The sequence below is a fragment of the Mycoplasma amphoriforme A39 genome (assembly GCA_000723365.1).
Taxonomy (GTDB): domain Bacteria; phylum Bacillota_I; class Bacilli_A; order Mycoplasmatales; family Mycoplasmoidaceae; genus Mycoplasmoides; species Mycoplasmoides amphoriforme.
In genome coordinates this window covers 423,520-448,426 of sequence record HG937516.1, presented here as the reverse complement: position 1 = coordinate 448,426, position 24,907 = coordinate 423,520, and the positions used below count along the sequence as shown (strand labels likewise).

21 protein-coding genes, 2 tRNA genes and 1 other RNA gene are annotated in these 24,907 nt (G+C 30.8%); 12 read left to right on the top strand and 12 right to left on the bottom strand.

The window, feature by feature from the left end; genetic code table 4:
• Positions 1-145: 145 nt before the first annotated feature.
• The 3 genes from ABDB96_RS01740 to whiA are packed head-to-tail and all read left to right on the top strand — an operon-like array spanning position 146 to position 2,785.
• Positions 146-844, top strand: a complete 699-nt coding sequence (locus tag ABDB96_RS01740) for a GntR family transcriptional regulator (RefSeq protein ID WP_343251800.1) — start codon at positions 146-148, stop codon at positions 842-844.
• Positions 845-881: 37 nt separating this feature from the next.
• The gene (gene trxB, locus ABDB96_RS01735; protein ID WP_343251799.1) at positions 882-1,823 is read left to right on the top strand and encodes a thioredoxin-disulfide reductase; all 942 of its coding nucleotides are present in this window, start codon (positions 882-884) and stop codon (positions 1,821-1,823) included.
• Between the two features lie 38 nt (positions 1,824-1,861).
• Positions 1,862-2,785: a DNA-binding protein WhiA gene (whiA, locus tag ABDB96_RS01730; protein ID WP_343251798.1), complete on the top strand. Its 924-nt coding sequence runs from the start codon at positions 1,862-1,864 to the stop codon at positions 2,783-2,785.
• Between the two features lie 105 nt (positions 2,786-2,890).
• Here the strand turns inward: whiA and rplA are convergent, their stop codons facing one another.
• Positions 2,891-3,565 (bottom strand): 50S ribosomal protein L1, encoded by a 675-nt coding sequence (gene rplA, locus ABDB96_RS01725; protein WP_343251797.1) that lies wholly within the window; start codon positions 3,563-3,565, stop codon positions 2,891-2,893.
• 2 nt (positions 3,566-3,567) lie between these two features.
• The gene (rplK, locus tag ABDB96_RS01720) at positions 3,568-4,017 is read right to left on the bottom strand and encodes a 50S ribosomal protein L11 (RefSeq protein WP_343251796.1); all 450 of its coding nucleotides are present in this window, start codon (positions 4,015-4,017) and stop codon (positions 3,568-3,570) included.
• Positions 4,018-4,329: 312 nt separating this feature from the next.
• On the opposite strand from rplK, the gene ABDB96_RS01715 reads away from it, so the two are divergent.
• The 6 genes from ABDB96_RS01715 (at position 4,330) to ABDB96_RS01690 (ending at position 10,530) form a co-directional block, all read left to right on the top strand.
• Positions 4,330-4,415: transfer RNA gene (locus ABDB96_RS01715), tRNA-Leu, on the top strand.
• A gap of 242 nt (positions 4,416-4,657) precedes the next feature.
• Positions 4,658-5,617, top strand: coding sequence for a glutamine-hydrolyzing GMP synthase (gene guaA / locus ABDB96_RS01710; protein WP_343251795.1), 960 nt, complete (start codon positions 4,658-4,660; stop codon positions 5,615-5,617).
• 38 nt (positions 5,618-5,655) lie between these two features.
• Complete coding sequence (mnmG, locus tag ABDB96_RS01705) at positions 5,656-7,506, top strand: tRNA uridine-5-carboxymethylaminomethyl(34) synthesis enzyme MnmG (protein ID WP_343251794.1); 1,851 nt, start codon at positions 5,656-5,658, stop codon at positions 7,504-7,506.
• The gene (gene rsmG, locus ABDB96_RS01700; RefSeq protein WP_343251793.1) at positions 7,496-8,161 is read left to right on the top strand and encodes a 16S rRNA (guanine(527)-N(7))-methyltransferase RsmG; all 666 of its coding nucleotides are present in this window, start codon (positions 7,496-7,498) and stop codon (positions 8,159-8,161) included. Before mnmG ends, rsmG begins: the two co-directional genes overlap by 11 nt.
• Positions 8,154-8,948 carry a ParA family protein gene (locus tag ABDB96_RS01695; RefSeq protein ID WP_343251792.1) on the top strand — a complete coding sequence of 265 codons (795 nt, stop codon included), beginning with the start codon at positions 8,154-8,156 and terminating at the stop codon, positions 8,946-8,948. The genes rsmG and ABDB96_RS01695 overlap by 8 nt, the downstream gene beginning before the upstream one ends.
• 91 nt (positions 8,949-9,039) lie before the next feature.
• Positions 9,040-10,530: a hypothetical protein gene (locus ABDB96_RS01690; protein WP_343251791.1), complete on the top strand. Its 1,491-nt coding sequence runs from the start codon at positions 9,040-9,042 to the stop codon at positions 10,528-10,530.
• Between the two features lie 64 nt (positions 10,531-10,594).
• Here the strand turns inward: ABDB96_RS01690 and ABDB96_RS01685 are convergent, their stop codons facing one another.
• The 6 genes from ABDB96_RS01685 to ABDB96_RS01660 form a co-directional block, all read right to left on the bottom strand.
• Positions 10,595-11,704, bottom strand: coding sequence for a hypothetical protein (locus ABDB96_RS01685; protein ID WP_343251790.1), 1,110 nt, complete (start codon positions 11,702-11,704; stop codon positions 10,595-10,597).
• A gap of 264 nt (positions 11,705-11,968) precedes the next feature.
• The gene (locus ABDB96_RS01680; protein WP_343251789.1) at positions 11,969-12,460 is read right to left on the bottom strand and encodes a CinA family protein; all 492 of its coding nucleotides are present in this window, start codon (positions 12,458-12,460) and stop codon (positions 11,969-11,971) included.
• 15 nt (positions 12,461-12,475) lie between these two features.
• Positions 12,476-13,078, bottom strand: coding sequence for a CDP-diacylglycerol--glycerol-3-phosphate 3-phosphatidyltransferase (gene pgsA / locus ABDB96_RS01675; RefSeq protein WP_343251845.1), 603 nt, complete (start codon positions 13,076-13,078; stop codon positions 12,476-12,478).
• 89 nt (positions 13,079-13,167) lie between these two features.
• Positions 13,168-14,535, bottom strand: coding sequence for an asparagine--tRNA ligase (gene asnS / locus ABDB96_RS01670; RefSeq protein WP_343251788.1), 1,368 nt, complete (start codon positions 14,533-14,535; stop codon positions 13,168-13,170).
• 257 nt (positions 14,536-14,792) lie between these two features.
• Positions 14,793-15,104 (bottom strand): ribosome hibernation-promoting factor, HPF/YfiA family, encoded by a 312-nt coding sequence (gene hpf, locus ABDB96_RS01665; protein ID WP_343251787.1) that lies wholly within the window; start codon positions 15,102-15,104, stop codon positions 14,793-14,795.
• Between the two features lie 11 nt (positions 15,105-15,115).
• Positions 15,116-15,733 (bottom strand): DJ-1/PfpI family protein, encoded by a 618-nt coding sequence (locus tag ABDB96_RS01660; RefSeq protein WP_343251786.1) that lies wholly within the window; start codon positions 15,731-15,733, stop codon positions 15,116-15,118.
• 302 nt (positions 15,734-16,035) lie between these two features.
• On the opposite strand from ABDB96_RS01660, the gene ABDB96_RS01655 reads away from it, so the two are divergent.
• The 3 genes from ABDB96_RS01655 (at position 16,036) to rnpB (ending at position 18,717) form a co-directional block, all read left to right on the top strand.
• Positions 16,036-16,689, top strand: a complete 654-nt coding sequence (locus ABDB96_RS01655) for an MBL fold metallo-hydrolase (protein ID WP_343251785.1) — start codon at positions 16,036-16,038, stop codon at positions 16,687-16,689.
• A gap of 258 nt (positions 16,690-16,947) precedes the next feature.
• Entirely contained in the window at positions 16,948-17,901 is a 954-nt protein-coding gene (locus ABDB96_RS01650; RefSeq protein ID WP_343251784.1) for an Abi family protein, read from the top strand.
• 459 nt (positions 17,902-18,360) lie between these two features.
• An RNA gene (gene rnpB / locus ABDB96_RS01645) (RNase P RNA component class B) lies at positions 18,361-18,717 on the top strand.
• Positions 18,718-18,805: 88 nt separating this feature from the next.
• On the opposite strand, the gene ABDB96_RS01640 is transcribed toward rnpB, so the two are convergent.
• The 4 genes from ABDB96_RS01640 to ABDB96_RS01625 all read right to left on the bottom strand — a co-directional run bounded on the left by ABDB96_RS01640 (position 18,806) and on the right by ABDB96_RS01625 (position 24,841).
• Entirely contained in the window at positions 18,806-20,644 is a 1,839-nt protein-coding gene (locus tag ABDB96_RS01640; RefSeq protein WP_343251783.1) for an MIP family Ig-specific serine endopeptidase, read from the bottom strand.
• Positions 20,645-21,308: 664 nt separating this feature from the next.
• Positions 21,309-22,415 (bottom strand): IMP dehydrogenase, encoded by a 1,107-nt coding sequence (gene guaB / locus ABDB96_RS01635; RefSeq protein WP_343251782.1) that lies wholly within the window; start codon positions 22,413-22,415, stop codon positions 21,309-21,311.
• Positions 22,416-22,488: 73 nt separating this feature from the next.
• The gene (gene ligA, locus ABDB96_RS01630) at positions 22,489-24,486 is read right to left on the bottom strand and encodes an NAD-dependent DNA ligase LigA (protein ID WP_343251781.1); all 1,998 of its coding nucleotides are present in this window, start codon (positions 24,484-24,486) and stop codon (positions 22,489-22,491) included.
• A gap of 281 nt (positions 24,487-24,767) precedes the next feature.
• A tRNA-Gly gene (locus ABDB96_RS01625) sits at positions 24,768-24,841 on the bottom strand.
• Positions 24,842-24,907: the final 66 nt, after the last annotated feature.

Below are 24,907 nucleotides of genomic sequence, written 5' to 3'. Positions count from 1 at the left end.
CTGCTTTTATTATAATTTTATTATTCTTGTCTAAAATTATTCAAGATTTTTAACCAAAATAAATATTGCTAGTTTTATTTATTCTATTTTTTAAATCATAAATATTTATTACTACTAAGACAATACAATAGGAGTAAAGTGGTTTATGAAAGCAGCAATTTATCGATACATCATTCTGAAGATTCAAAGTGGAGAATGGGCTTTATCCGAACGCATTCCATCAGAACACCAGTTGGCATTAAAATTTTCCGTGACTCGGTCGCTAGTTCGTAAAGTAATGACAAATTTATGTACCTTTAAAATTTTAGATAACATAACCTCACCTGGTTATCTTGTCAATACCAATTATAAAACTGGGGTTCTGCGAACAATTCGGAACGTTGCGGTTAATTCATCAAAATGTGAATGATTAATGGCTAGTCCATTTCAAAAAAAAGATATGGATATTTTTAAAGAAATTTCTAAAAATACTGATTTTTATAGTCGAGACTTTGCTAAAGTTTTAAGGGTCACTTATTTTGATAAAGATAAAAAACCATTTTCTGTTCTTGATTCAATAATTAACCATGGCATTGTTAAGGTTTTTCCAAGCGAACACTTGGATTTACAAACATATAAACTGTTTGCAGCAAATGGGCAACCGGTTGTAAATCAAGAACAAGTTGCGGTTCAATTCGATGATACCAATGATGTTTTTTCTAAGTATAAATTACTGCAAAAACATCTGTTGGCAACCTACATATCATATTTTAACTTTGATAACCAATTATTAGCACTATCAAGATTAGTAATGCTTAATGAAGACGCAAAAATCGAAACAGTTAATTTAGATTTAGTTATTTAGTAAAATGACGTACATAAATGCTTAGGAGGATCAATTGATGTTTCGAATCGATGGCAATCAAGATTTATATGAATTAGTAATTGTTGGGGCTGGACCAGGTGGAATTAGTGCAGCAATTTATGCAGCACGAGCAAATATTAAGGTTCGGGTTGTTGAAGGCAGTGCTCCTGGTGGCAAAATGTTAAAAACGGGATTTGTTGAAAATTATCCAGGAATTAGCAAAATTTCCGGACCAGATTTAGGTGTAGCAATGTTTAATCAACTAAATGAACTTTGCGTTCCCATCACCTATTCAACCGTTTCACGAATCGACAAAGAGGGTGATTATTTTTTAGTTTATTTGATTAATGGCGAAACCTTAATTACCAAAACCGTAATCGTAGCAACAGGCACCAATGAACGGCCAATGGGTTTAGCTAACGAACAAAAATTTTTAACTAAAGGGATTAGTTATTGTGCAATTTGCGATGGACCTTTATTTAAAAATCAACCAGTAGCGGTTGTTGGCGGAGGTAATGCTGCTGTCGAGGAAGCAATGTATTTGGCAAGTATTGCTGCTAAAGTCTATTTAATTCACCGTCGTGATGAATTTCGAGCCGATCCGTTTGCTGTAAGCCAAATGAAAAAAATGAAAAATATTGAACCCTTTTTATCATACGTTCCAAACGAGTTACAAGGCACATCAAATTTAACTGCTATCGTCATTAAATCAGTGAAGGATGCATCTTTAAAAACCCTCAATGTTAGTTGTGTTTTTCCGTACATTGGTTCGATTCCTGCAACCAAATTTTTGGTTAACCTTAACGTCTTGAATGAAGACGGCTTTATCCAAACAGATCAAGACTGTTCCACCAAGGTTGTGGGTTTATACGGAGTTGGTGACTGTGTAGTCAAAAAATATCGCCAAATATCAACAGCAATTAGTGATGGCACAATTGCTGCACTAAGTGTGAAAGAACATCTTAATCGTATTAGTTAATGATTTTCAAATTGATTCGATAAATGTTGGGGTAAACGATGAAACAAACATTTAGCGAACTAGTAAAAAACGAGTTGTGTCGCAAAGATTACAACCTCACGTTTATTAAAGGTTTTTTACGTTCTTATTTACTAAACAATTTAATTCAAGAATATCATGAAGGCCAGGGCCATCTTTGAAAAATCCAAACCCATTTTGCTTTCTTGGCCCGGTTTCTAATTAAGTGTTTAAAAGATCTTTATGATTTAAAGAATTTACAAATTGCAAGTAATCATCCGAGAAACATTCAAATTCGTAAAGAATTTAGTATTAGTTTTATTGCCAATTTTCAACAAATTGAAACTGATCTAGAATTAGATCAGCCATTAGCATTAGACCAATTCAATGATGATCACAAAAAAGCCTTTATTGTTGGGGCTTTTTTAAGTCGCGGCAGTGTCAGTGATCCCACACGGAAAAATTACCACCTAGAATTTGTTTCAGATTCAGAAATCTACACAAAATTTATCCAACAAATCTTAATTTATTTCGGCATTGAAAAGTTACAAATAATTTTACGAAACCGGAGGTATGTTTTATACTTAAAAAGGTCCGAAGCTATTGCTGATGTTTTGAAATTAATGAATACCATTGAAACATTATTTAAATACGAAGATTTAAGAATTGGTCGCGACTTTACTAATAACATCCAAAGACTTAATAATCTTGATATTTCCAACTTACGAAAATCAATCAATAGTTTGAGCGAAACCATCGTTTTAGTTAAAAAATTAAAAAAACATGAAAAGTATCAAACCTTACCAAAAAAAATCAAAATTTTTTGTGAAATCATCATGTCTGGTGATGAATTAACACTGTCGATTATTGCCAAAAAAATGAGTCTGGCTTTACAAACAACGGTTTCAAAAAGTGGAGTGGCTCATTTAAAAAACAAAATTCGTGATCTTTGCCATGAATTATAGTTTTTTTTTGGTTTAGTTAATTGGTTTAAGTTTTAAAAAGTTTTACAAAATAAAAAGCAAGTAAGGTTAAGCCCTTACTTACTTTTGGGTTATATAAAAAAGTTATTAAAGAACAATTTTAACTTTAACGCTTGGACCCATAGTTGATGTCAAAGCAATATTTTGAATATAAACGCCTTTAACGGCTGCTGGTTTGCGGGACTTAATTAAATCTAACAATGTGTTAACGTTAGCTTCAATGTGCTCTACAGGACTAGAAACCTTGCCAACTGACATGTGAATGTTACCAAACGAATCAGTTCGGTATTCTTTTTTCCCTTTTTTAAATTCCTTGACAGCACTTGGAATATCTTGGGTTACCGTTCCCGTTTTAGGATTAGGCATTAATCCTCTTGGTCCTAATACTTTACCTAACTTACTTAATTCCACCATGAATTTTGGCATTGTAATCATGACGTCAAAATCCATTCAACCGGCTTTAATGTCGTTAATTTTGTCACTATCGCCTGCAAAATCAGCACCAGCAGCAAGTGCTGCTTGGGGATTATCTGTAATGGCTAGTACGCGAATTGGTTTACCAGTATAGTGTGGTAAGGAGATGGCTCCACGTAATTGTTGGTCAGCTTTAGTAGTGTCTAAATTAAGTTTTACTGCAACATCAATTGATGCATCAAATTTGGTCAATGATGGGTCTTTAATTAATTGAATTGCTTGCGTTAAGTCATAAACTTGTTTATGATCAATTTTAGAACGGGCTAATTTTAATTTCTTGCCAGCCATAATTACTTTTTCTCCGCTTTAGGTTTGATCGGATCAACACCTTCAATTTCGAGACCCATTTGTTTGGCAGTTCCAGCGACTAAACGAAGGGCCGCATCAAGATCATACGCATTAAGATCAGGCATTTTATACTCGGCAATTTTCAAAGCCGCTTCTTTGGAGATTTTTCCAACTTTGTCGGTTTTGGAATTTTTCGCACCCAATTCAATTTTGGCCGCCTCCTTTAGCATAACAGTTGTCGGGGTAGTTTTAGTAACAAAATCAAAGGACTTATCATTATAAGCAGTAATCACAACCGGGACAACTTTTCCCATGCGATCCTTGGTTTTATCATTAAATTGTTTGGTAAACTCACCCATATTGATTCCAACTGAAGCTAATGCTGGACCAGGTTTGGCTTGACCGCCCATTAGTTCTAATTTGGCAATTCTTGTGATTTGTTTTTTAGCCATAAAGCAACACCTCCATGTTCTTAAGTGCAGTTTCAATGAGCAAATTGCTCTCCTGCTTGCTAATAAAATCAACACATCTTTTTCAAGATGATTAAACAATTATATCCTAAATTATTTAACCATATCTATTTAAATTAAGATTTAAACCAAATTAAATGTTAAATACATCTAATATTCAAGATAACAATTTTATTTGAAAATGTATGCTAATAATTCTGAATCATTTAAGGTTTTAAAAACTAATATAAATTCAACAGCACGAAACTTAAAAATCAAGATCGTTTGAAAATATAGTAAAATCTAACAAGTTTACCTGGGATGGCGGAATGGCAGACGCAGTGGACTCAAAATCCACCGGTAGCAATACCTTGTGAGTTCAAGTCTCATTCCCAGGACCATTATTAAAATCATTACAAATAGTTAAAATCTTTGTTTTTAACTTTTTTTTACAAACAAATTCATTATTTTTGGCAATTTATCTAGTTAAGAAGCAAAGTAAGTTAATTTAGCGAATTATTATCTGGATAATTTGTTAACTTTTTTAACAAAAAACAAATCCCAAATTTACAATAGAAAGCACATTTAATTTTTTAATAAGTAATAAAAATAAAAAAATAGGAAAATTAATCTAGGTTCAGATATGACAAATAATATACATCCGAAAAATTTTATCGAGCAAGTTGTGCAATTAGTTCGCAATGAAGTCAAAGATCAACACGTAATTTGCGCCATTAGTGGTGGGGTTGATTCAACGGTGTCTGCGACGTTAGTCCAAAAAGCAATTGGCGAACAATTACACTGTGTTTTTGTAGATCATGGTTTGCTAAGACATAACGAAGTTTATGAAGTATTAGATAGTTTGCGAAATAAAATTGGATTAAACGTTTGACACGTTGATGCCAAAAAGTTGTTTTTGGATCGCTTAAAAGGAGTGGTTGATCCGGAAGAAAAACGCAAAATTATTGGTAAAACTTTTATTGATGTCTTCACCCAAGCAGCAAAAGATTTAAATGTGGATTTTCCCTACTTAGTTCAAGGAACAATTCGCCCTGATGTTATAGAATCTAGAAATGGTGAAAAAATGGTGAAATCACACCATAATGTTGGTGGGTTGCCAGAAAATTTTAACGCTACTTTAATTGAACCACTACGTGATTTATATAAAGATGACGTTAGAGAACTTGCTGAAGCGTTAGGTCTACCAAAGCATTTTATTAACCGCCAACCATTCCCAGGTCCTGGATTAGCAGTTAGAGTAATTGGCGAAGTCACTGAAGCAAGATTGGCAATTTTAAGAAGAGCAGACTTTATTTTTAGAGCAGCAATGGAACAAACCGGATTGTCTGCTGAAGCATTCCAATACTTTGCCATTCTTCCCGAAACACTAACAACCGGAGTTCGGGATGGTGAACGCATCTATGGTCAAACAATTGTCTTACGAGCAATAAAATCGCAAGATGCAGTTAGTGCGCAATACATTCATTTACCGCACAAATTTTTAAAGAATGTGAGCGAACAAATTTGCTTACAAATTCCAGAAGTAAACCGGGTACTTTACGACATTACTGATAAACCTATTGGTACGATTGAATGAGAATAAAACTATCGTTTTAATAGTTGGGTACAGTTTGCAATTGTATGAAAAAAGTGGTTGTTATCGGGGCTGGACACGCCGGATTAGAAGCGGCTTTTAGTGCAGCAAAATTGGGCTGTTTAGTTTACTTAGTTGTTTTAGATAAAAAATCAGTCGCCAATTGTCCGTGCAATCCATCCATCGGCGGACCAGCTAAAGGAATTGTAACGAGAGAAATTGATGCATTAGGTGGCATGCAAGCCAAAGCGGCTGATGCATGTGCTTTGCAAATGAAATTGTTAAATAGTTCCAAAGGCCCAGGTGTTCAAGCCCTACGGGCACAAATCGATAAAAAGCAATACCATCATTGGTTTTTAAAAAAAATTACAAAACAAAAAAACATCATTTTGGTTGAAGATGAAGTTGTCGAAATTGTTACCAAGAAACAAAAAGTTACTGGCGTTAACTTAAAAAAACAAAAACACTTGGCAGCTGATGCGGTAATTTTAACAACAGGAACTTACCTGCAATCAGTAACTCATACTGGTAAAAATAACCAAAATGCTGGACCAGATGGTTTTAAAAATAGTCACCATTTATCAGCTAATTTAGTTGCGTTAGGTTTTAAATTATTACGGTTAAAAACCGGAACGCCACCAAGAATTGATAAAAATTCTATTGACTATTCCCAAACTACCATCGAACCGGGAACTGATGCTAACTTAGCCTTTAGTTTTTCTACAAAAAAGTTTTTAAAATTAAGTAAACAATTGCCGTGTTATTTGATTCATACGAATCAATTAACACACCAAATTATTCAAGAAAATATTAGTAGATCAGCAGTTTATGGTGGCCAAATTAGTGGAATTGGCCCAAGGTATTGTCCAAGTATTGAAGATAAGGTGATGCGCTTTCAAGATAAGAATCGCCACCAGTTGTTTATCGAACCTGAATCAATTTCTTTAGACACTATGTATCTTGCTGGATTATCAACATCTTTTGATGAAAAAACCCAAGATCAAATCATTCGTACCTTACCTGGATTAAAAAATTGCAAAGTTATTAGATATGGTTATGCAATTGAATATGACGCAATCGACCCCATTCAGTTATTACCGACCCTGGAAACAAAATTAATTAAAAACCTCTATTCTGCGGGTCAAATTAATGGCACAAGTGGATATGAGGAAGCTGCTGGACAAGGCATTATGGCCGGAATTAATGCTGCTTTAAAACTTTTCAAAAAAAAACCATTCATTTTATCCAGAAATGAAGCATACATTGGGGTGATGATTGATGATATTGTTACTAAAGGCGTTAGTGATCCCTACCGGCTACTAACCTCGCGTGCTGAACACCGTTTATTATTAAGAAATGATAACGCCCAAACCCGATTGATTAAAAAAGCTAAATCATTAAAAATGATTGACCAAAAACAATACCTAAGTTACCTAGCATCGCAAAAAAGAATCAAACAAGTTCTAAAATTTTTAGAAACAAAAAAGATTGGTCAATTTGAACAATTAAGAAAACTAACTAATAATACTAATTTGTCATTGCGACATTACCTTTCTCGGCCCGAAATTACTCTAAAAAAATTATTAACTTTAATTAAAAAAAACTTTAATAAACTTACATATGCCGAAATGTTACAAGTTGAAATTAATGTTAAGTATGCGGGATATATTAAAAATTCGGAAAAAAATTTAACCCAAATTGGTTCGTTAAAAAATGTTGTTTTATCCCAAAAAATAGATTATAAAAAAGTGCCTAATTTATCCAACGAAGCCGTTGATAAATTAAACAGCATTAAACCAATCAACTTAGATCAAGCTAGTCGAATTAGTGGAATTAATTTTCCTGATTTAGTAGCAGTTAAAAACTATATAAATAAGTCCAAGCAAAATGATAAATAATTGACAAATTGAACGTTATCTTGAATTAATTTACAAGCACAATCAAATGTACAATTTAACCGGATTTAGATCGTTATTCCAAATTAAATTAGGCTTAGTGGATGAAATCATGGCCATTATTAACGATTTAAATTTGCCTAATGATCAAAAATTTAATTTGTTAGATATCGGTTCGGGTGCTGGATCGCCAGGAATAATTTTAGCGTTAAGTTTTCCCCAAGGTAATTTTCATTTATTAGAAGCAAACAAGAAAAAAGTTAATTTTTTAAATCTTGTTATTCAATCACTGGAATTAAAAAATGTTAGGGTTTCTTGACAACGGGCGGAACTACTTGAACATTCATTTCATCAAGAATCTTATGATTTTGGAATTAGTCGGGCGGTAGCATCCATTAAAATCATGAACGAATTGTTTGTGCAATGAATTAAAGTTAACGGGATGATTATTCATTTAAAATCCATTAGTTTTGAAAGCGAAGTAAAAGATGCTGAACCGTTTTTAAAAAGTTTAGGTTTAAAGCATTTTGTTTCAAAACAAACAATTTTTAATGGAAAAATGCTAAATAACGTGATTTATCAAAAATTTAAAAAAACTCCTAGAAAATTTCCAAGATCATGAAAACAAATAATTTCTAAGGAAAATGATTATGCTTAAAGTTGGGATTATTTCGCCGCAAACTAAAATTGGTAAAACAACGTGTGGAATCGGGTTATCTGATGCCTGGGTTGGTTTTGGTCAAAACGTCTTGTTTATTAATTTTGATGTGGAAGGTGAAACAAATTTATCCCAATTAATTGATGCTCCATCGTTTGTAGAGTACATTAATAAAAAAGTATCATTAGCTAAAATTATTGAGAAAAATCATGCTTTAAATTTTGATTTAGTTAGTTTTTATGATTCAGATTTAGAGTGATTAAAAAAAGTTCAATTCGGCGGACTTGAAAGAATTTTCCAAAAATTATTTCACGATTTAAGAAGTAAAAAAAGATATGATTATTGTGTTTTAGATTTAAATCCTACAGTTGCTAAAATAAACGATGCTATTTTTAAAATGTTAGATTTTTTAATTGTGCCCATTAAAGTCATGTCCTATAACTTAAAAGTGGTGACAGAATTATGTCGGTATCAAAAAGCAATTACTAATAGTTTTAGCGACAAACGCTTTCGGATTTTAATTAGTATGTATGATTGAAAATCGATTGCTCAAAACAAGATATTGTCGCAAATGCAAATGACTTTTAAAGATTTTTTGTTGGATAAATACATTCCAATGTTCCACGATAGAACAATGGAAATTATTGAAAACAAAAGAAAAAGCAATTTGTTTACTTTGATTAAAGAATTAAGACCAATTTTTAATAATTTAGCAATGGAATTAAAAGATATTATTAAACCAATTGATGCCCAAATTCACCAATCCGGATCATTATTAAAAAAATAAATCAATAAACTGCTAAATTTGTATTAATAACATTTATGTATCTTTTGTTAAAATTTAATTATAGACCCAATAGCATTGATGCGAGTTTGACATGAAAAATAAAGATAAAAAGAAAATAAGAACTTTGATTGGTGTTGCAGAGTTTTTAATGAACGATTCGGTTGATTTAAGCAAATCAACTCAAAATATTGATGAAACAAAAAGTCTAAGTGATGAACTAAGATTTGCAAAAAATCAACACGAGAATGAGTCTGAATCTATAAATCATTTTACAAATATCAATATCATTTTTGCAAGCGAAGAAAAAGATCAAAAAAATGAAGAATCAAGCGATGCAAACTTGCTTGAAAAAAATGATAATCACGCTCCGACAAATTTTCTTGAATCTACAACTAATAAAAAAGATAGCGTTACAGAAGAGATTAATAGCAAGTTGGAATTAAATAACCAAGTAGACTCTAAAGTGCTTATCGGCAGCCAGTTTCTTGCTAAAGAAAACGAAGAAAATATTTTAAATAAATTATCAGAAACAGTTATTGATGAACAACTTCAAACACAGACCATTAGCGAAAAAACGAATATAAATACTAATTTAACAATACCTATTCAAAGTAATGTAAATTATGAAATCAAAAGGAAAACAAAAAATTTACATAATAAAGGTAAATCAAAAGACAAATTAATTTGTAAAACTAGCAAAAAAATATTGAAAGAAAGCAAAAAAACACAATTATCAAGTAAAAAAGTTCAACATCGCAAAAAAATCAATGCAAACAAAAAAAATAATGAAACACAAAATAAGGCAACAAATTTTGATAGCGAAAAAATATTAGATAACAAAGTTCAAGAAGGCCATAAGGAGAATGATTACAAAAAATTACTGGCAACTCAATTGGAGCCAATTCAAACAATTCAGCGTAATTTTCATCCCCAAGTAGCTAAACCAATTAGTGAAATTTTAATTAAAAATTCGCAAAAAATTTTAGAGGATGATTTGATGGAAAACAAGACAACATTAAAATTATCTGCAAATGCTGAAATTGTTGAAAATAATCAAAAAATGGATTCAGCAAATTTACCAAAAGACGACCAAACATTAATAGAGTTGCAACAATATCCAAAGATTGATCTATTATGTCACAAAAATGAAGAATCTATACATCATCATTTTAAAAAGAGTGATTTAAATTTAAATTATTTAGAAAAACAAAAATTAAACTTAATTAAGCAAAAATACCAATCAACAATTCAAATTAGAAAAATGATCAATTTACAAAATGATCTTGACAATCAAAATCGACATCTCGCCAAAAAATTATTAAAAAATCAAAAACTAAAACAAAAAATAGTTGAAATTGTATTCCAAGATACCAATATTGATCCAACTATTGATCCTAAATATCGACAAATCGAAAAATTAAGCGTTTATATCGATAACCTGCAAACAAAAATAAGTGATATTGAATTTGATGTTAATTTACAAAATTTAAATCTTGATGAGGGCTGCGAAGAAATTCAAGAACTTGAATATAAAATAATTATTGCTCAAGATCTTTTATTAAAACTACACAACGATAAATAAAAAAAATAAAGACTCATAAGTAATAACGAGAATTTATTTGGTTGAAATTTAAGTCAAATTAGGTCTAATCTTTATTGTGTTCTAATTCATCTAAAATCCGATTAGTTTCCTCGGAAAAATCATGGGATTTTAAATCATTAGTAATTGAATTTAATTTCTGATAATAGTTCGAGTCGTTCAATAATTGATCGTGATAAGTAGATAAATCATCGGCTAAATCTAAATCAAGATCGTTTGTAGATAGAGAAGGATCGTAGACTAGCGGATCAGTTGCAAAATCATTTTGTTTTTTTAAATCTCTTAAATCATTTAATAAATCAGTATTACTAACACCATAATCTTTTAGATTAAAATTTAAGTTTTTTAAATCATTTGCTAGCCTAGAATTAGTATTAATATTTTCTTTATATTTATCAATTTCTTCAATTAAGGATGACTGCGAGTAGTTTAGATCTTTAATTTCTTCGGTAAGTTGATTAACTTTTTGATCAAGGTCTTTTGTTGTTTTTTCATAACTATTGTTTTCCAAATCAATTTTAAAATCTTTTGGTACATGCGAAGAAAAATTTAGTTGCAAATCACTTTTTACTTCCTTGGTGCTTACATCCCGTAACCAATCAGGGGTGTTTTTGTCATATTCTTCAAAAGAGTTTTTTAAATCTTGATCCAAATTAGTGCGAATAATTGATGAAGGCGAGTGATCAATAGCATCAATCTTGTTATGAACATTAATTAGTTGTAAAATTTTTTGGATTTCTAGTGGTTTTACATAATTTGTAAATAAAAAATGGCGATTTTTAGCAAGACTTGTAGCAATTTTTGATAAACCATTGGTTTGGCTATCAAGATAGCACAAACCAACGTTAAAATTATCAATTGGGTTTGCTTTTCAAAATTTAAAAACAATATCAGCAGTTTTTAATAAATCTTGATTCATAACTACTAAGTAGCAATAATCAACATAATTGTTAGCACCAATATTATCGTTAATTACTTTTGTTAAAGCATCCAATTCTTTTTTAGAATCGGCAAAAATATATCCGGTAATTGTTTCTTCTTGGGCATCAAAAACTAACATTTCAAATCGTGTTTTGGTGTTAGCTATTTCATAATTACGTAAGATTCAAGTCCCGTCTGCTGTCCGTTCAATTTTTGTTGTTTGATTTTCGTTCATAAGTTTTTTTCCTTTTAGCCAAAGGTTGGTTTTTAATACCATTAATAATGCTAGTTTTTGCTACACAAAATCTTGATCAATAATCTTGAGATGATAATCGCACGAATCCTAGGTTTTAACTAAAATTAGATACTAATTTTAATTATCCGAGAATTTTTACTATCAAAATTTTAACATAACCTTACTAGAGTTTTATTGCTAACTAAAAAAAACGATTCAAAGGTAGTTAACTTCAAAATAATTACCAAATTAAAAACGAGAAAATTATTCTTTACTTTTAGTTAATTTCACAACAATTTTTAATAATTCTTCCAAAATTTTGGAAGTAATTGAAATCCGATTTTTATTACGGCCTTCATCATTAAATTGGGCTTCAAATTCGTAGGCTTTGTCAATGACTACAACACAAAAGAAAACGGTACCAACGGTCCGGTTTTCAACTGTTTCAGGACCAGCAACCCCAGTAACCCCGAGTCCAATATCGGTGTTCAATTGTTTAACCACACCAATTGCCATTTCTTTAGCAACTTGTGCTGATATCACCCCATACTGAGCAATTGTGCTTTCGCGAACGTTAAGTAAGCGAATTTTCGCTTCTTTACTGTAGGCGACAACTCCGCCTTTAAAAACAACTGATGCACCTGGTGCACCAACAATTGTCGAAGCAATTGCTCCGCCAGTAACTGATTCAGCGATCGCTAATGTCAATTTTTGTTTTGCTAATTTATCAATAACAATATCTTTAAAATCTAACATGTTTGATTCTGCTTTCTAACTAGGTTTTACCTTTGAAGGAATTTTTACACCGCGAAGGGTGTGTTCTATTTTAACCACGGTCATTATTTTAAAATAATATATTGCTAATGATAAAATTGCAAAAAATAATGCAATCCAATACAACAGCATTTGTGCAAACCAGTATCATATTTGACTGTTAGGCGTAACTGCAGCTGAACTTTTCATTCCAAATAAAAATAGACTAAAACAAATCGCAATCATTTGAAAAATGGTTTTTAGTTTGCCATACTTATTAGCAGCGACAACAACGTGATAATGTAACGCCAACATTCTTAAGCCATCAATCAAAATATCGCGAATCACAAAAACAATCGTAATGCCAAAGTGTAAGTAATCGAAGACACTAAGTGTAATCATAATCGAGTTAATAAGAATTTTATCGGCAATTGGATCCCATAACTTTCCAAATTCCGATACAACTTTTCATTTTCTTGCTAAATAGCCATCAAGTCAGTCAGTAAATGCCACTAAGATAAACAAAATTCCCGCAATTAAAAAACCAATTGAAATTGGGTATTTACTAATATTGATGTGAATTAAATCAATATGATACGCTGGTGCAGTTGATGAACTAATTAAACTAATAATGGGAATAAAAAGAATTATTCTAATAATTGTTAATAAATTAGGAATCTTACGTAAATAGGAACGGCGTATTCTAATATTTAAAATTCTAATTGTCCATGACTCCTAGGGAAAGGAATAACATCGCGAATGTTATCTGATCCTGTCAAATACATAACAAAGCGATCAAATCCTAATCCAAAACCCGATGACCGATAATAACCGTATTTGCGTAAATCTAAGTACCACTGAATCCCATTGGTATCCATTTGTAATTCATTGCAGCGTTTAATTAATTTCTGATAGGAATCTTCACGTTGACTACCGCCACACAATTCACCAACTCCCGGAAATAATAAATCGGTTGCAGCAACGGTTGTCCCATCTTCGTTTAATTTCATATAGAAGGCTTTGATCCGTTTTGGGTAGTTTAAAATGAAAGTTGGACTATTATATACTTTTTCACAAATATACCTTTCATGTTCTGTACCTAAATCCATACCAAAGAAAATGTTTTCATTGATAAACTTTGCTTCTTTTTTAGCAACTGCTGTTTTTAAGATATTAACAGCATCACGATATTCCACTCTCGGGAAATTACTATCAACAACTTTAGTTAAACGCTCAATTAGCGTTTTATCAATATTGTTATTGCAGTATTCAAGTTCATCTTTCGCATACTTGAATAAATAAACAATTGAATGCTTAATAACTTGTTCCATAATAATTGTTAATTTATCCAAATTGATAAAAGCGATTTCTGGTTCAACCATTCAGAATTCTGCTAAATGTTTGTTAGTATGTGATTTTTCGGCACGAAAAGTTGGACCAAACGTATACACCCGTTTATAGATTTGTGCAAAAGCTTCCGCAGCCATTTGCCCACTAACCGTAAGTAGGGCTTTTTTACCAAAAAAAGGACCATTTTCAGTATCCTTAATTTCAAATGATTCACCAGCACCTTCAGCATCATTTGAAGTAATAATTGGTGAATGAACTAAAACAAAACCATTGTTTTTAAAAAACTCATGAATGGAATTGGCTAATTCATTACGAATCTTCATAATGCTATAAAACTTATTAGTTCGCGGTCTTAGGTGGGAAATCGTTCTTAAAAATTCGTTATTATGGTGCTTCTTTTGGATTGGACAAGAAGCGTCAGCTTCTTTTAAGACATCAATTTTTGTCGCCTGAATTTCAAAAGGTTGTTTGCTACCTTTAGTAACTACCAGCCTGCCCTCAACTAAAATGCTAGAGTTTAGAGTCGCTGCACTAATCGTTGCAAAATTAGGAAGGAATTCGAGTTTATACACGACTTGGACTGTGTTTAACGATGAACCATCGCTAAAACCGATAAAGCCAATTTTACCACTAGCTCGATTCGCACGAATTCAACCCACTAAACAAATGTTGGTATTAGCCAATTCTTCATAATTGTCTCAAAGTTTTTTTGTTTCAATAATTTCCATTAAGATACCTTTCAAGTAACTTGCTACTAATATTATATCGAAGTTAAAATACATAAGAAACTAAAAACAATAAATTAAACCAAAAAGGTCATTAGATGGTTAAAACAACATCTTTTATTAAGTTTTAGTATGTAGATATGTATAAATTCATGCCTATACTAGGAGAACTTTGCATGCGATCCTAATAGCAAAGATACCATGTTATTAAAAATGGCAAATTAAAACTTAATCTAATACAACAAGCAATATTTTTTTATCTAATTATGGTTGGGTTTTTTCACACTATGTTTAGTTTTAACGCGGCGAATTTGGTCTAAGCATTTTTCAATAACTTCATTAATTGCTGTTAAAACATCTTTCGCACTTGCCTCAGAGCGAATCACTGATCCTTTAATAATAGAAACATTTAAACGAACCGTGTAACAATCTTCCTTTTCGTACTTTACCACTTCGGCTTTAATGTTATCGTGATCAATCATGTCAAAACGCATAATTTTTGCTAACTTTGTTTCAAAGTGCGAAGTCACAGCATCTGAAGCGTGACAATCTTTTCAGCGAATCGATAGCATCGCAACTCTCCTTAATTTTTTTTATAATTAATTTTTTTTGCTACAGTTTCGGCTTCTTTTTTAGACGCTAATACTTCAATAACTTTTAAAGCAAATTCAATAACATTACCTGCCGCTTTTGCAGTAATAAAATTACCATCCACAACGACATTTTTAGCACTTTTATCTAAATTTGCTCCAAGTTCCTTTTGGTTTTCTGGAAAACATGTCGCCTTGTGTTTTCCTAAAAGGTCGAGTTTGCTAAACACTAGCGGAGCAATGCAAATTCCCATTAAGTATCTTTGAGTTTCATTGAACATTTTTAAGTGCTCTACTAATTTGGGTTCCAAATGAAACTTCATTGCCCCTTCACCACCAGGTAAAAAAATGGCGTTGTACTGTTTTAAATTGGTTTTATCAATTGTTTGGGTACATTTAATGGCGGTTCCGTGTGCTAGTGTCACACTATTTTTCTTTTCAATTGAAATTAAATCAACAATAAAATGGGCTCTTCTTCATAAATCAGTTGGAACAATTAATTCCATATCTTCTGATTTTGTAGCAACAATAGTTGCAATGCGAATTTGGCGTTTCGAAGGAACAACACGTGGTTCTTTGGCTTGATTTTTTTCACTAATTACTGATTTCATATACTTACCTTATTAAGTACTATAATTTTATCATGTATGAAAACTGAATAATTAAAGAATGTTGCAATGTGTAACAAAACCAAGTTTAATTTCAGTTGTTTAATCGAATTATTCTTTTGAAAATTTAAACATTAATACTCATTTAAATGTCATATTTAAAAAATAAAAAAGATTAGGCTACTATCTTCAAAAAATAATTTTTATTTTTGAAAATACATGCATTATTTCGCCTTTAAGTTTTAATTTAATGCAAAATATTGGAATCATGCACTAATGATAAATATGAGGCTGGTCATCATTAAATGAACTATCGAGAAGGAAAAATTTTTCCAGATTTATATGTGTTTATAGATTCGAAAATTATTAATAATACATACGTGCTGTTACATAATCAAAACGCAATCATCATTGATCCTAGTTTTAATTATGAACAAGTTATGAAGTTTTTAGATGAAAAACATCTTTTAGCAAAAGGCGTTTTGATCACTCACGGACACGATGATCATACTTACGGGGCACAAAAAATTATTGAGAAGTACAAATGCTTGGCATATGTTAATGATGCTGACTACCAGTTATCGAAAAAACCGAATGCGATGTATTTTAATAGTTTGGGAAAATTAAAAGATCATCAAGTAATGACTTTCAACAAAACTTTGGTAATGGAAGAAAATCCATTTGGATTAAAAGTCCTTCATACTCCCGGTCATACCCCAGGTAGTAGTTGTTACTATACCGATAAATATGTTTTTACAGGTGATCATATTTTTGATATTGATATTGGTAGGACTGACTTTGACTATTCTAATTCCAAATTAATGGAACAAAGTATTAAAGCATTTGTAAACCAGTTTAAACATCAAGGTATGTGAATTTTTCCTGGTCATGAAGAATGGACGTTAGTTGATAATTTAGAAAAAATCAATCCTTACGCTAGTAAATATTTCAAAAATTAATAATACTAGACCGAAAGAAACAATTTGGTTCAGTTTCATGTGTCATAGAATATAACGTTATTTGTTACTATAAGTTATAACTAATTAAAAATAATTCAAATTATAATAAATCAACGTTTTTATATTAAGAAATAAAATCTTCTGCAAAACTTGCTTTTACAAAATTTATATCAAAAGTAAGACTAAAGATTAAAAATTGATTTTTTAATTAAATTTTATCCTTTGAACTATCTGAAATTTTGGTAATATTTTACTTTTATGGAACCATTAAAAAAATTTAAAACTTTTGAAGAACAAATTGCAATTTTAGAGGATCGAGGCATCATAATTAACGATAAAAATTATGCACTAAAAATTCTTTCATGAGTTAATTATTATCGTTTGTCTGGATATCTTTTGCCTTTTCAAAAAATTGATCCTACAACTAATAGCAAGATAGAAATAACCGATAAATCAGGAGAAAAATATTTCCAACTAATTGACAATCTTAATTTTGAAACAATTGTAAAAGTTTATAATTTTGATAATGAGTTAAGATTATTTTTATTGTCTTTATTAGTAGAAATTGAGACTTATTTAAAAACTCAAATAGCATACTTTTGTGGAAAAAAATTTGGTCCTTCATGGTATCATGATCAAGAAAATTTTTTTTATAAAGGCCCTAGACAAAAGAATGATTTTTACAAAAAAATTAAAAAAGAAATTGAAAATCGAAATATTTACCCCTTAGTTATTGAACATCATAAGAAAAAGTATAAAAGCATGCCAATATGAGTTGTTGTAGATTTTTTTACATTTAGTGATCTTTGTGACTTTTTGAAAAATTGAAAGGATGATGTTTTAGACAATTTTGCAAACATTACAGCTAAAACATTAAAGTCTCAAAAAAATCTAGATTCAGAAATTTTATTAAATTGGATTGATAATTGTAAGTATTTAAGAAATTGATGTGCACATCTTAATCGTTTATACTTTTTTAAATTTGATTCTGATAAACAGCGAATTTTAGAAGTAAACTTAAGTGAAAAAGAAGAATATTATGTTTATAAATTTTTCTTAATCCTTAAAGAAATATTTCCTGATAAGCGTTTATGGAACAATAAAATTAATAATGAGTTGTCGGGTTTATTTGAAAAATATAAAAAGGAAATTCAATTAAATCACATTGGATTCCCAGAATCATGAAGAACAGAATTGATGAATACTAATTAAAAATATGAAAATTTTTGTTAAAATTTTGTTAGATACGTTTCCCGGAACCTACTTCAAAAGCAAGGTCGTCAGCGGGCGTTTTTCATTTTACTTTGAACTTTATGTTAATTTAAATAAAGTCCTAAATCTAAAGTTCTGCTTACAATTGAATAGTTCAATAGTCTAAATTGAAGATAATTATATAAAGTTTGCTGTAGTTAATCATTATGCTTGTAGTTACAAAAAAGTTAATAGCTTTGAACCATAAAGATGCAAATTCAAGAACAAAATAAATAGATTTTATAAGCTACCACTGATTCCAAATTGAAATTTTCAGATATAGATTAGGTACATAGAATAAATCTTGTGAATTAAGATTTGTTAATAAATCTGTATTTGAAAAACAGTAATAATTTTTGTACAAAATAAAAAAGGATGTATTATATTTAATAGATTAATTATTAAATCAAATTTAAAACTGGTTTGTAGTCAATCGCTACTATGAAAAATAGTAGAGGAAAGTCCATGCTCACACAGGCTGTAATGCCTGTAGCGTTTACGTAGGTTTAACAAATAAAGCCTAGCTCAAAAAGAGACGACGAGAATGAGCCTAAGTTCATTTTCATGAATAAGGTGATATTTTCATAAAGTGCCACAGAAACGAGTATTATTGAAAAATAATAGTGAAACGCGGTAAACTCCGTAAGTGAGAAACCTAAAATTTGGTAAGGGAATGTTCGACCGGGAATAAAAACTGGAACAATGACCATCACATGATGGTAGATAAATGATTGACAGCAATGTAATTCGCATTGTTACAAAACATGGCTTATTCAAACCAAGATAGGGTGCCTTTAGCAACCCTATTTATTTTTTATACACACAGATTACAAAATTTAAAATCAAAAATGATATTAATCAAGTTTTAAGCACCTTCGGGGAACAAAGCAGTTTTTTGATAATCAATAAAACTATCGATCACTTTTAAATTTTCACGGTAGGATTTCTTTTGACGGGGGTATTTCGTTTTATCACTTCCATCAATTAAATTATGTGCATAAACAATGGGATCTGCTGGTGTTGATCCTGTAAAATCATAAAACTCATCAACAGTTTTAATTAAAAAGGAAATATAACCATCACCACTTAAGTCTTTATAATCGTTTGATCCAGAAATGTTTGTATAAATTCCGACCGGAAGACCATACTCGTTCATAGCTAATGAGCCACTTGCTCCGTAAAATAAACTGCTGTTTGCAACCTGTTCAACTCCATCAATTTTAGTAAATTTATTGCCAAAAAAATTAACTGTTTCCGATGTTAGTGAAAACGAATGACGGTTGAATACGCCTTGTTTCTTTTGTTGTGTCCTAACATTTTTGGGATAGTTTCGCATAAATAATTGTCTTCCATCTGCTGCTGGATAGCCAGCAATATGGATCTTACGTGTATTTGAATAAAAATTTTTGAAATTATAATCAGTTCTAAGCGTTTGATTTAGTGGGTTTAAACGATACATTGATTTGTAATCTACTGATAAATAAGGTAAATCCTTTAAATAATGATTGGGCACATTAGTGTTTTTAAAATAAGTAATACTATCATCTAATGATTTGATTGCTTGATCGATTTGTTCTTTTAACTCTGATAATTTCGTATTATTTACAATTTGTGATTTTAAAGAATGGTAATTGATTTCTAAACCAAAAACAGCAAAATCCTTACCAATAAATTTTGTATTGTTAACTGGATCATTTTGAAGTTGCGTATAGTTCATTTTAGCAATAATCTTTTTTGTTGCAAGATCATCAAAAAAATTAACTGCTAAGAAAACGGTTAGGGGGGGGCTAATTATATTTGTTACAACTGTTGTATCTTTTGCATTACGATCATGACTATTAATTGAAATGTTGCTAAATCAATTTACATAGTTTGCTAGTCCGGGATCAGTTCCGTTCTCAATTTGGTTTAAATTAACATTCTTTTTTGCCTTACCAATGGAAATGCCTTTAATCGTTGTTACATTTGTTTCAAAACCATCATTAAAATATTCGGGAAAGGTAGATTTGTATTTGTTGTCTAATGGTGCATAACTTGCACCATATACATGGGCGTTGGTCGCAAGATAAAGCATAACTTTAGTTTTATTCGAATTTCAGGCATAATCTAAAAGTCAACCAGTGCCTTGAGTTAAATAATTAATAATTGATTTTTGATCTTGTTCTAATCCGTGAAAACCTAAAGCAAAAGTGCGGTTATATATGTCTCGATAAACCTGATTCTCACTTAAAACATGTTGATTAGAATTTGGCAAAATAAACGGATTTTCTTGGGATTGCTTATTTACATTTTGCAAAATTGTTTGCTGATTTTTTGAATTACCAATAGAGTCCTCTTGCTCATCATCTTCTTTGGGTTCAGGTTTTTTAGGGTTAGAATTTGGGTTTAGTTTTTCAGAATTTTGATTATTAGTAGATTTAAATCCTTCTAAAAGGACACGAAATGGTGTGCTTTTTTCACCATCAATAAAAGCATAGTTAGTTATTAAAATGTTATTAATTTGTTTGCTAAAAGAAATAAAAATTACTTTACCATTTACCGGAACATCAGGTAAATCAGTTTCATCAATAATTTTACGTAATTCTAAATATGGAAGTGTTTCATTTTCTTGCAAAAATTCGTCAATAGTTTTTTGTTGAAATCCTAATTTAACATGTCTTGGCAGCAGATTTTTATTAAATTCATCAAGGAATCTAGATGTCATAGATCGTTCATAAACCATGCTACAACTAGTAGTTAAAACACTAATGGTAAGTGCAAGAAGGCTATAACTTTTTATTACTGTTAAAAATTTTTTACAAGATCTTTTCTTATTCATTTTCTTTCATTTAAAATTTCTGTTTTTTAATATATAAAATTTATTCAGTTAATTCGATAACACGCTTATCATTTATTGTAATTGATCAAATATTGAAAAAATAAATTACCTTTAAAATCACAGTTAATATAATTTTATTTACTGAAAAATCTTTTGTACTGTTCATACAAAATCCTATCAATTAAAATTTAATAGTTTTTGCCTGATTTGTTATTAACTAAAAAGTGTCATTCAATACATAAAGCCTAGATTAGGCAAAATAATTATCGCAAAAATCAGCTACAAAAATCAAAATCTTCTTTCAAAGAAAATTGTTTGAACTGATATCACATTAAAGTCAATTAATGGATATTCAAAAAAATAAGTAGTTCATTAAAACTGAAAATAAAAATAATATTAAAGAATAAAGTTGATTAATTATAAGAATGATTTAAAAAATTATTCGTACTTTTAATAATTGTAATACTGAATCACTAGTTTTTAAAATTTTAAATGTTATTAATCACCTTAACCTAAAGTTAGATAAAAACAATGAAATGAAACTATAAAACTATTTATGATCAGTTAAGACAATATCATGGGGATATGATTCGTTTAATCCTGCTGAAGATTGTTCGATAAATTCGCTAATATTATGTAACACATCAATTGTTATACTTCCGCAATAAGCCATACCGCTACGGATCCCGCCAAGTAAATTAAATAATACGTCATTTAAAGGGCCCAAATATTCTTTCAACCCAGAAACCCCTTCAGGAACATATTTTGTTGCGTTATTTTGAAAATAACGATCACTTGATCCAGCCTTCATAGCTTCTGTGCTGCCCATGCCCCGGTAAGTTTTAAACAATTGTCCGTCGCCCATTTCTATAACATCACCAGGAGTTTCGTCACAACCAGCAATCAATGAGCCTAACATTACGCAATTAGCACCTACTGCCAAAGCCTTAACAATATCACCCGAATTTTTAATGCCGCCATCAGCAATAATTGGGATATTATTTTTTTTAGCAACACTTGCTACGTCCATAATTGCTGTAAGTTGGGGTACACCAACACCACTAACAATCCGGGTTGTACAAATGGAGCCAGGAGCAACCCCAACTTTTAAGCAATCGGCCCCTTGCTCAATTAAGATAGACGCTGCTTCAGCTGTTGCAATGTTGCCAACAATTACCGGAATTTGGTAGTTCTTTTTAATTTTTCTTAAAACCTCAACAACATATTTGCTATGACCATGAGCTGTATCTAAACAAATGATATCAACACCATATTTAATTAAGGTAGCAACTCGACTTAAAGTATCATCGCCAATCCCCACAGCCGCGCCTACTAGTAATTTTTGATGAGCATCAACCACAGCGTTGGGATATGAATTAAAATCAACTTCCTTTTGCTTTGTAAGAACGACTTCTTGTGCTTGTTGAATTAAACTAAAATTTTTATGAATAATTCCTAAACCACCGAGTTGGGCCATCGCAATTGCCATCTTGTGGTCAGTAACTGTATCCATTGCTGCTGATAAAATCGGAATGTTAAGCGATATTGTATTAGTTAATTTGGTTTTTAATTGAACTTCTTTCGGTAAGATATTTGATGCTTTGGGAACCAATAAAAGATCATCAAACGCATAACCTTTACGAATGATATGAGCCACGGCCATCTCCTTAAATGAATATAAGTTATTATAACTAGATGAATTAATAAAAATAACAATAATATCAAGTTGTTTAATTGGTTTTCCAAATTTCTTCTAATAAAACCGGAATTTTTAATGATTTCGCCTTTTCAACTTTAATTAAAGTTGCATTACTGCCAGCTAGAACATAGTCAGTTTTAGCCGACAATGTTCCCGACACCTTGGCATCAAATTTAAGTTCTAAAATTTTTTTAATTTCGTTTCTAGGGATGGAAAATGAACCAGTAATTAAAAAGGTTTTTTGATAATAAATTGATGTTTCATCTACTTGGGAACGATCGACAACCTCGGTGGTTTTTACACCAGCATTGATGAGTTTTTGCAAAATATCTAGGTTTGTTTTTAAAGCAAACCAATCGACTAACGATTGGCCAACAATTGGGCCAATATCGCTAATGTTTTGGTAATCTACTAATTTGGCAGCAATTAAAGCTTGAATTGTTTTAAATTTTTTGGCCAAAACTTTGGCAGTTGCCAACCCAATATGTCTAATGCCTAAACCAAATATAAGATTGGACAATTGGTTATTTTTAGAATTTTCAACCGATATTAAAATGTTGTTTAAACTTTTGTTTTTAATTTTGAAATTACCGTTTAAAATTTCTTGTTGCTTGTTTTTTAATTCGTATAAATCAGTGATACTGGTTAACAATTTAGCAGCAAACAGTTTTTCAATAATTCCTTCAGATACGCCTTCAACATTCATCGCTTCGCGTGAACAATAATGGATAATGGCCTGAACAATTCGTGAAGCACACGCACTATTAATACAGTACTGGTCAACTTCGCCAGGTGTTTGTTCTAAGGGTTCATGACACTGGGGACAGTGCGTGGCAATTTTAAATTTAACAATTGTCGTTAAGTCGCGCTTTTCTTTAACAACTTCCATAACTTTGGGAATAATATCGCCAGCTTTATAAACCAGAACATAATCATTAATGTGAATGTCTTTTTCTAAAATATAATCATAATTATGTAAAGTTGCTGAACTTACAAACGTACCATCAATGTTAATTCGTTCCAGTTTGGCGATATAGTTGATTCTGCCAGTCCGACCAACCGTTGTTTGAATATCTAATAGTTTAGTCACAACTTTAACAGCCGGAAATTTATAAGCAATTGCTCACCTTGGAAATTTCGTAGTTGACCCTAATTTTTCATAAAAATTGAGGTCATCTAATTTTAAAACAACCCCATCAATGGCGTATGGTAAAATTTCCCGCTGGTTAGTAAAAAAATTAACTGCATTAATTGCCTCATCAATCGAATTAGTTAGTCTTATTTCTTTGGCAATTGGAAAACCCCATTTTTTAAGTTGCCTTAAGACTTCATGTTGGCTTATAAAACCCCTTTCAATTGCGTCAGGAAGGTAATATAAAAAAGCACTTAATTTTCTTTTTGCAGTAATGCTAGAGTCTAAATTACGCAATGACCCAGCAGCCGCGTTACGGGGGTTAGCAAATTCCTTTTCGTTATTAAGACTTTTATTAAGTTCTAGAAAATCTTTTTTGGAAATATAGATTTCACCCCGAACGGTAACATTTTCAAAATCAGTATCAATTTTTAAAGGAATATTTTTAATGGTCCGAACGTTCACAGTGACATCTTCCCCATTAACGCCATCGCCCCTAGTTAATGCTTGGACGAATTCTCCATTTTTATAAATTAACGAAATGCTCAATCCGTCAATTTTGGGTTCAACAACATATTTTAAGTTAGGTAAATGACTAACATCTTTAATCTGTTTATCAAAGTGGTATAAATCACCAACATCAAAGGCATTACCTAATGAAAGCATCGGAAACTGGTGGGTTACTTTTTTAAATTTATCTAAAATTACCCCACCGACTCGTGAGGTTGGTGAATTAGGATCTTTATATTGAGGATATTTTAATTCTAATTGGGCTAATTCTTGTAAAGTAACATCATATTCAGCATCAGAGACGCTAGGTGCATCTAGACCATAATACTCATATTCATACCGTCTTAACTTGCTAATTAAATTTTTAATTTGCTTTTGTGCATCCATGATAGATATTCCTTTAAGTAAGCAATTGTCACGTGAACGTTATTTTCATATTTTAATTATTACAAAAAAAATCCTGGATAGTTTTCTTCATCAATAAATATGTTACAGAAATTAAAATCAAGTATTCTTAAGATAAAAGATGGTGTTTTAATGGTATGCGTATGTACAAATTAACCGTTATTTAACTACTAACAAAATAAAAATAAGAACTTTATATCTGTTGATATAGTTTCTTATCTTTTAAAATAATGAATGATTTAAAAAATCAGATTTGATGATAATGGAGCAGATGACGAGAATCGAACTCGCGTCTCGACCTTGGCAAGGTCACGTTCTACCATTGAACTACATCTGCATTAATTTAATAATCACTATAATCTGTAGTATTATAGCATATGTAAACTAAAATTAGCGATTAGTC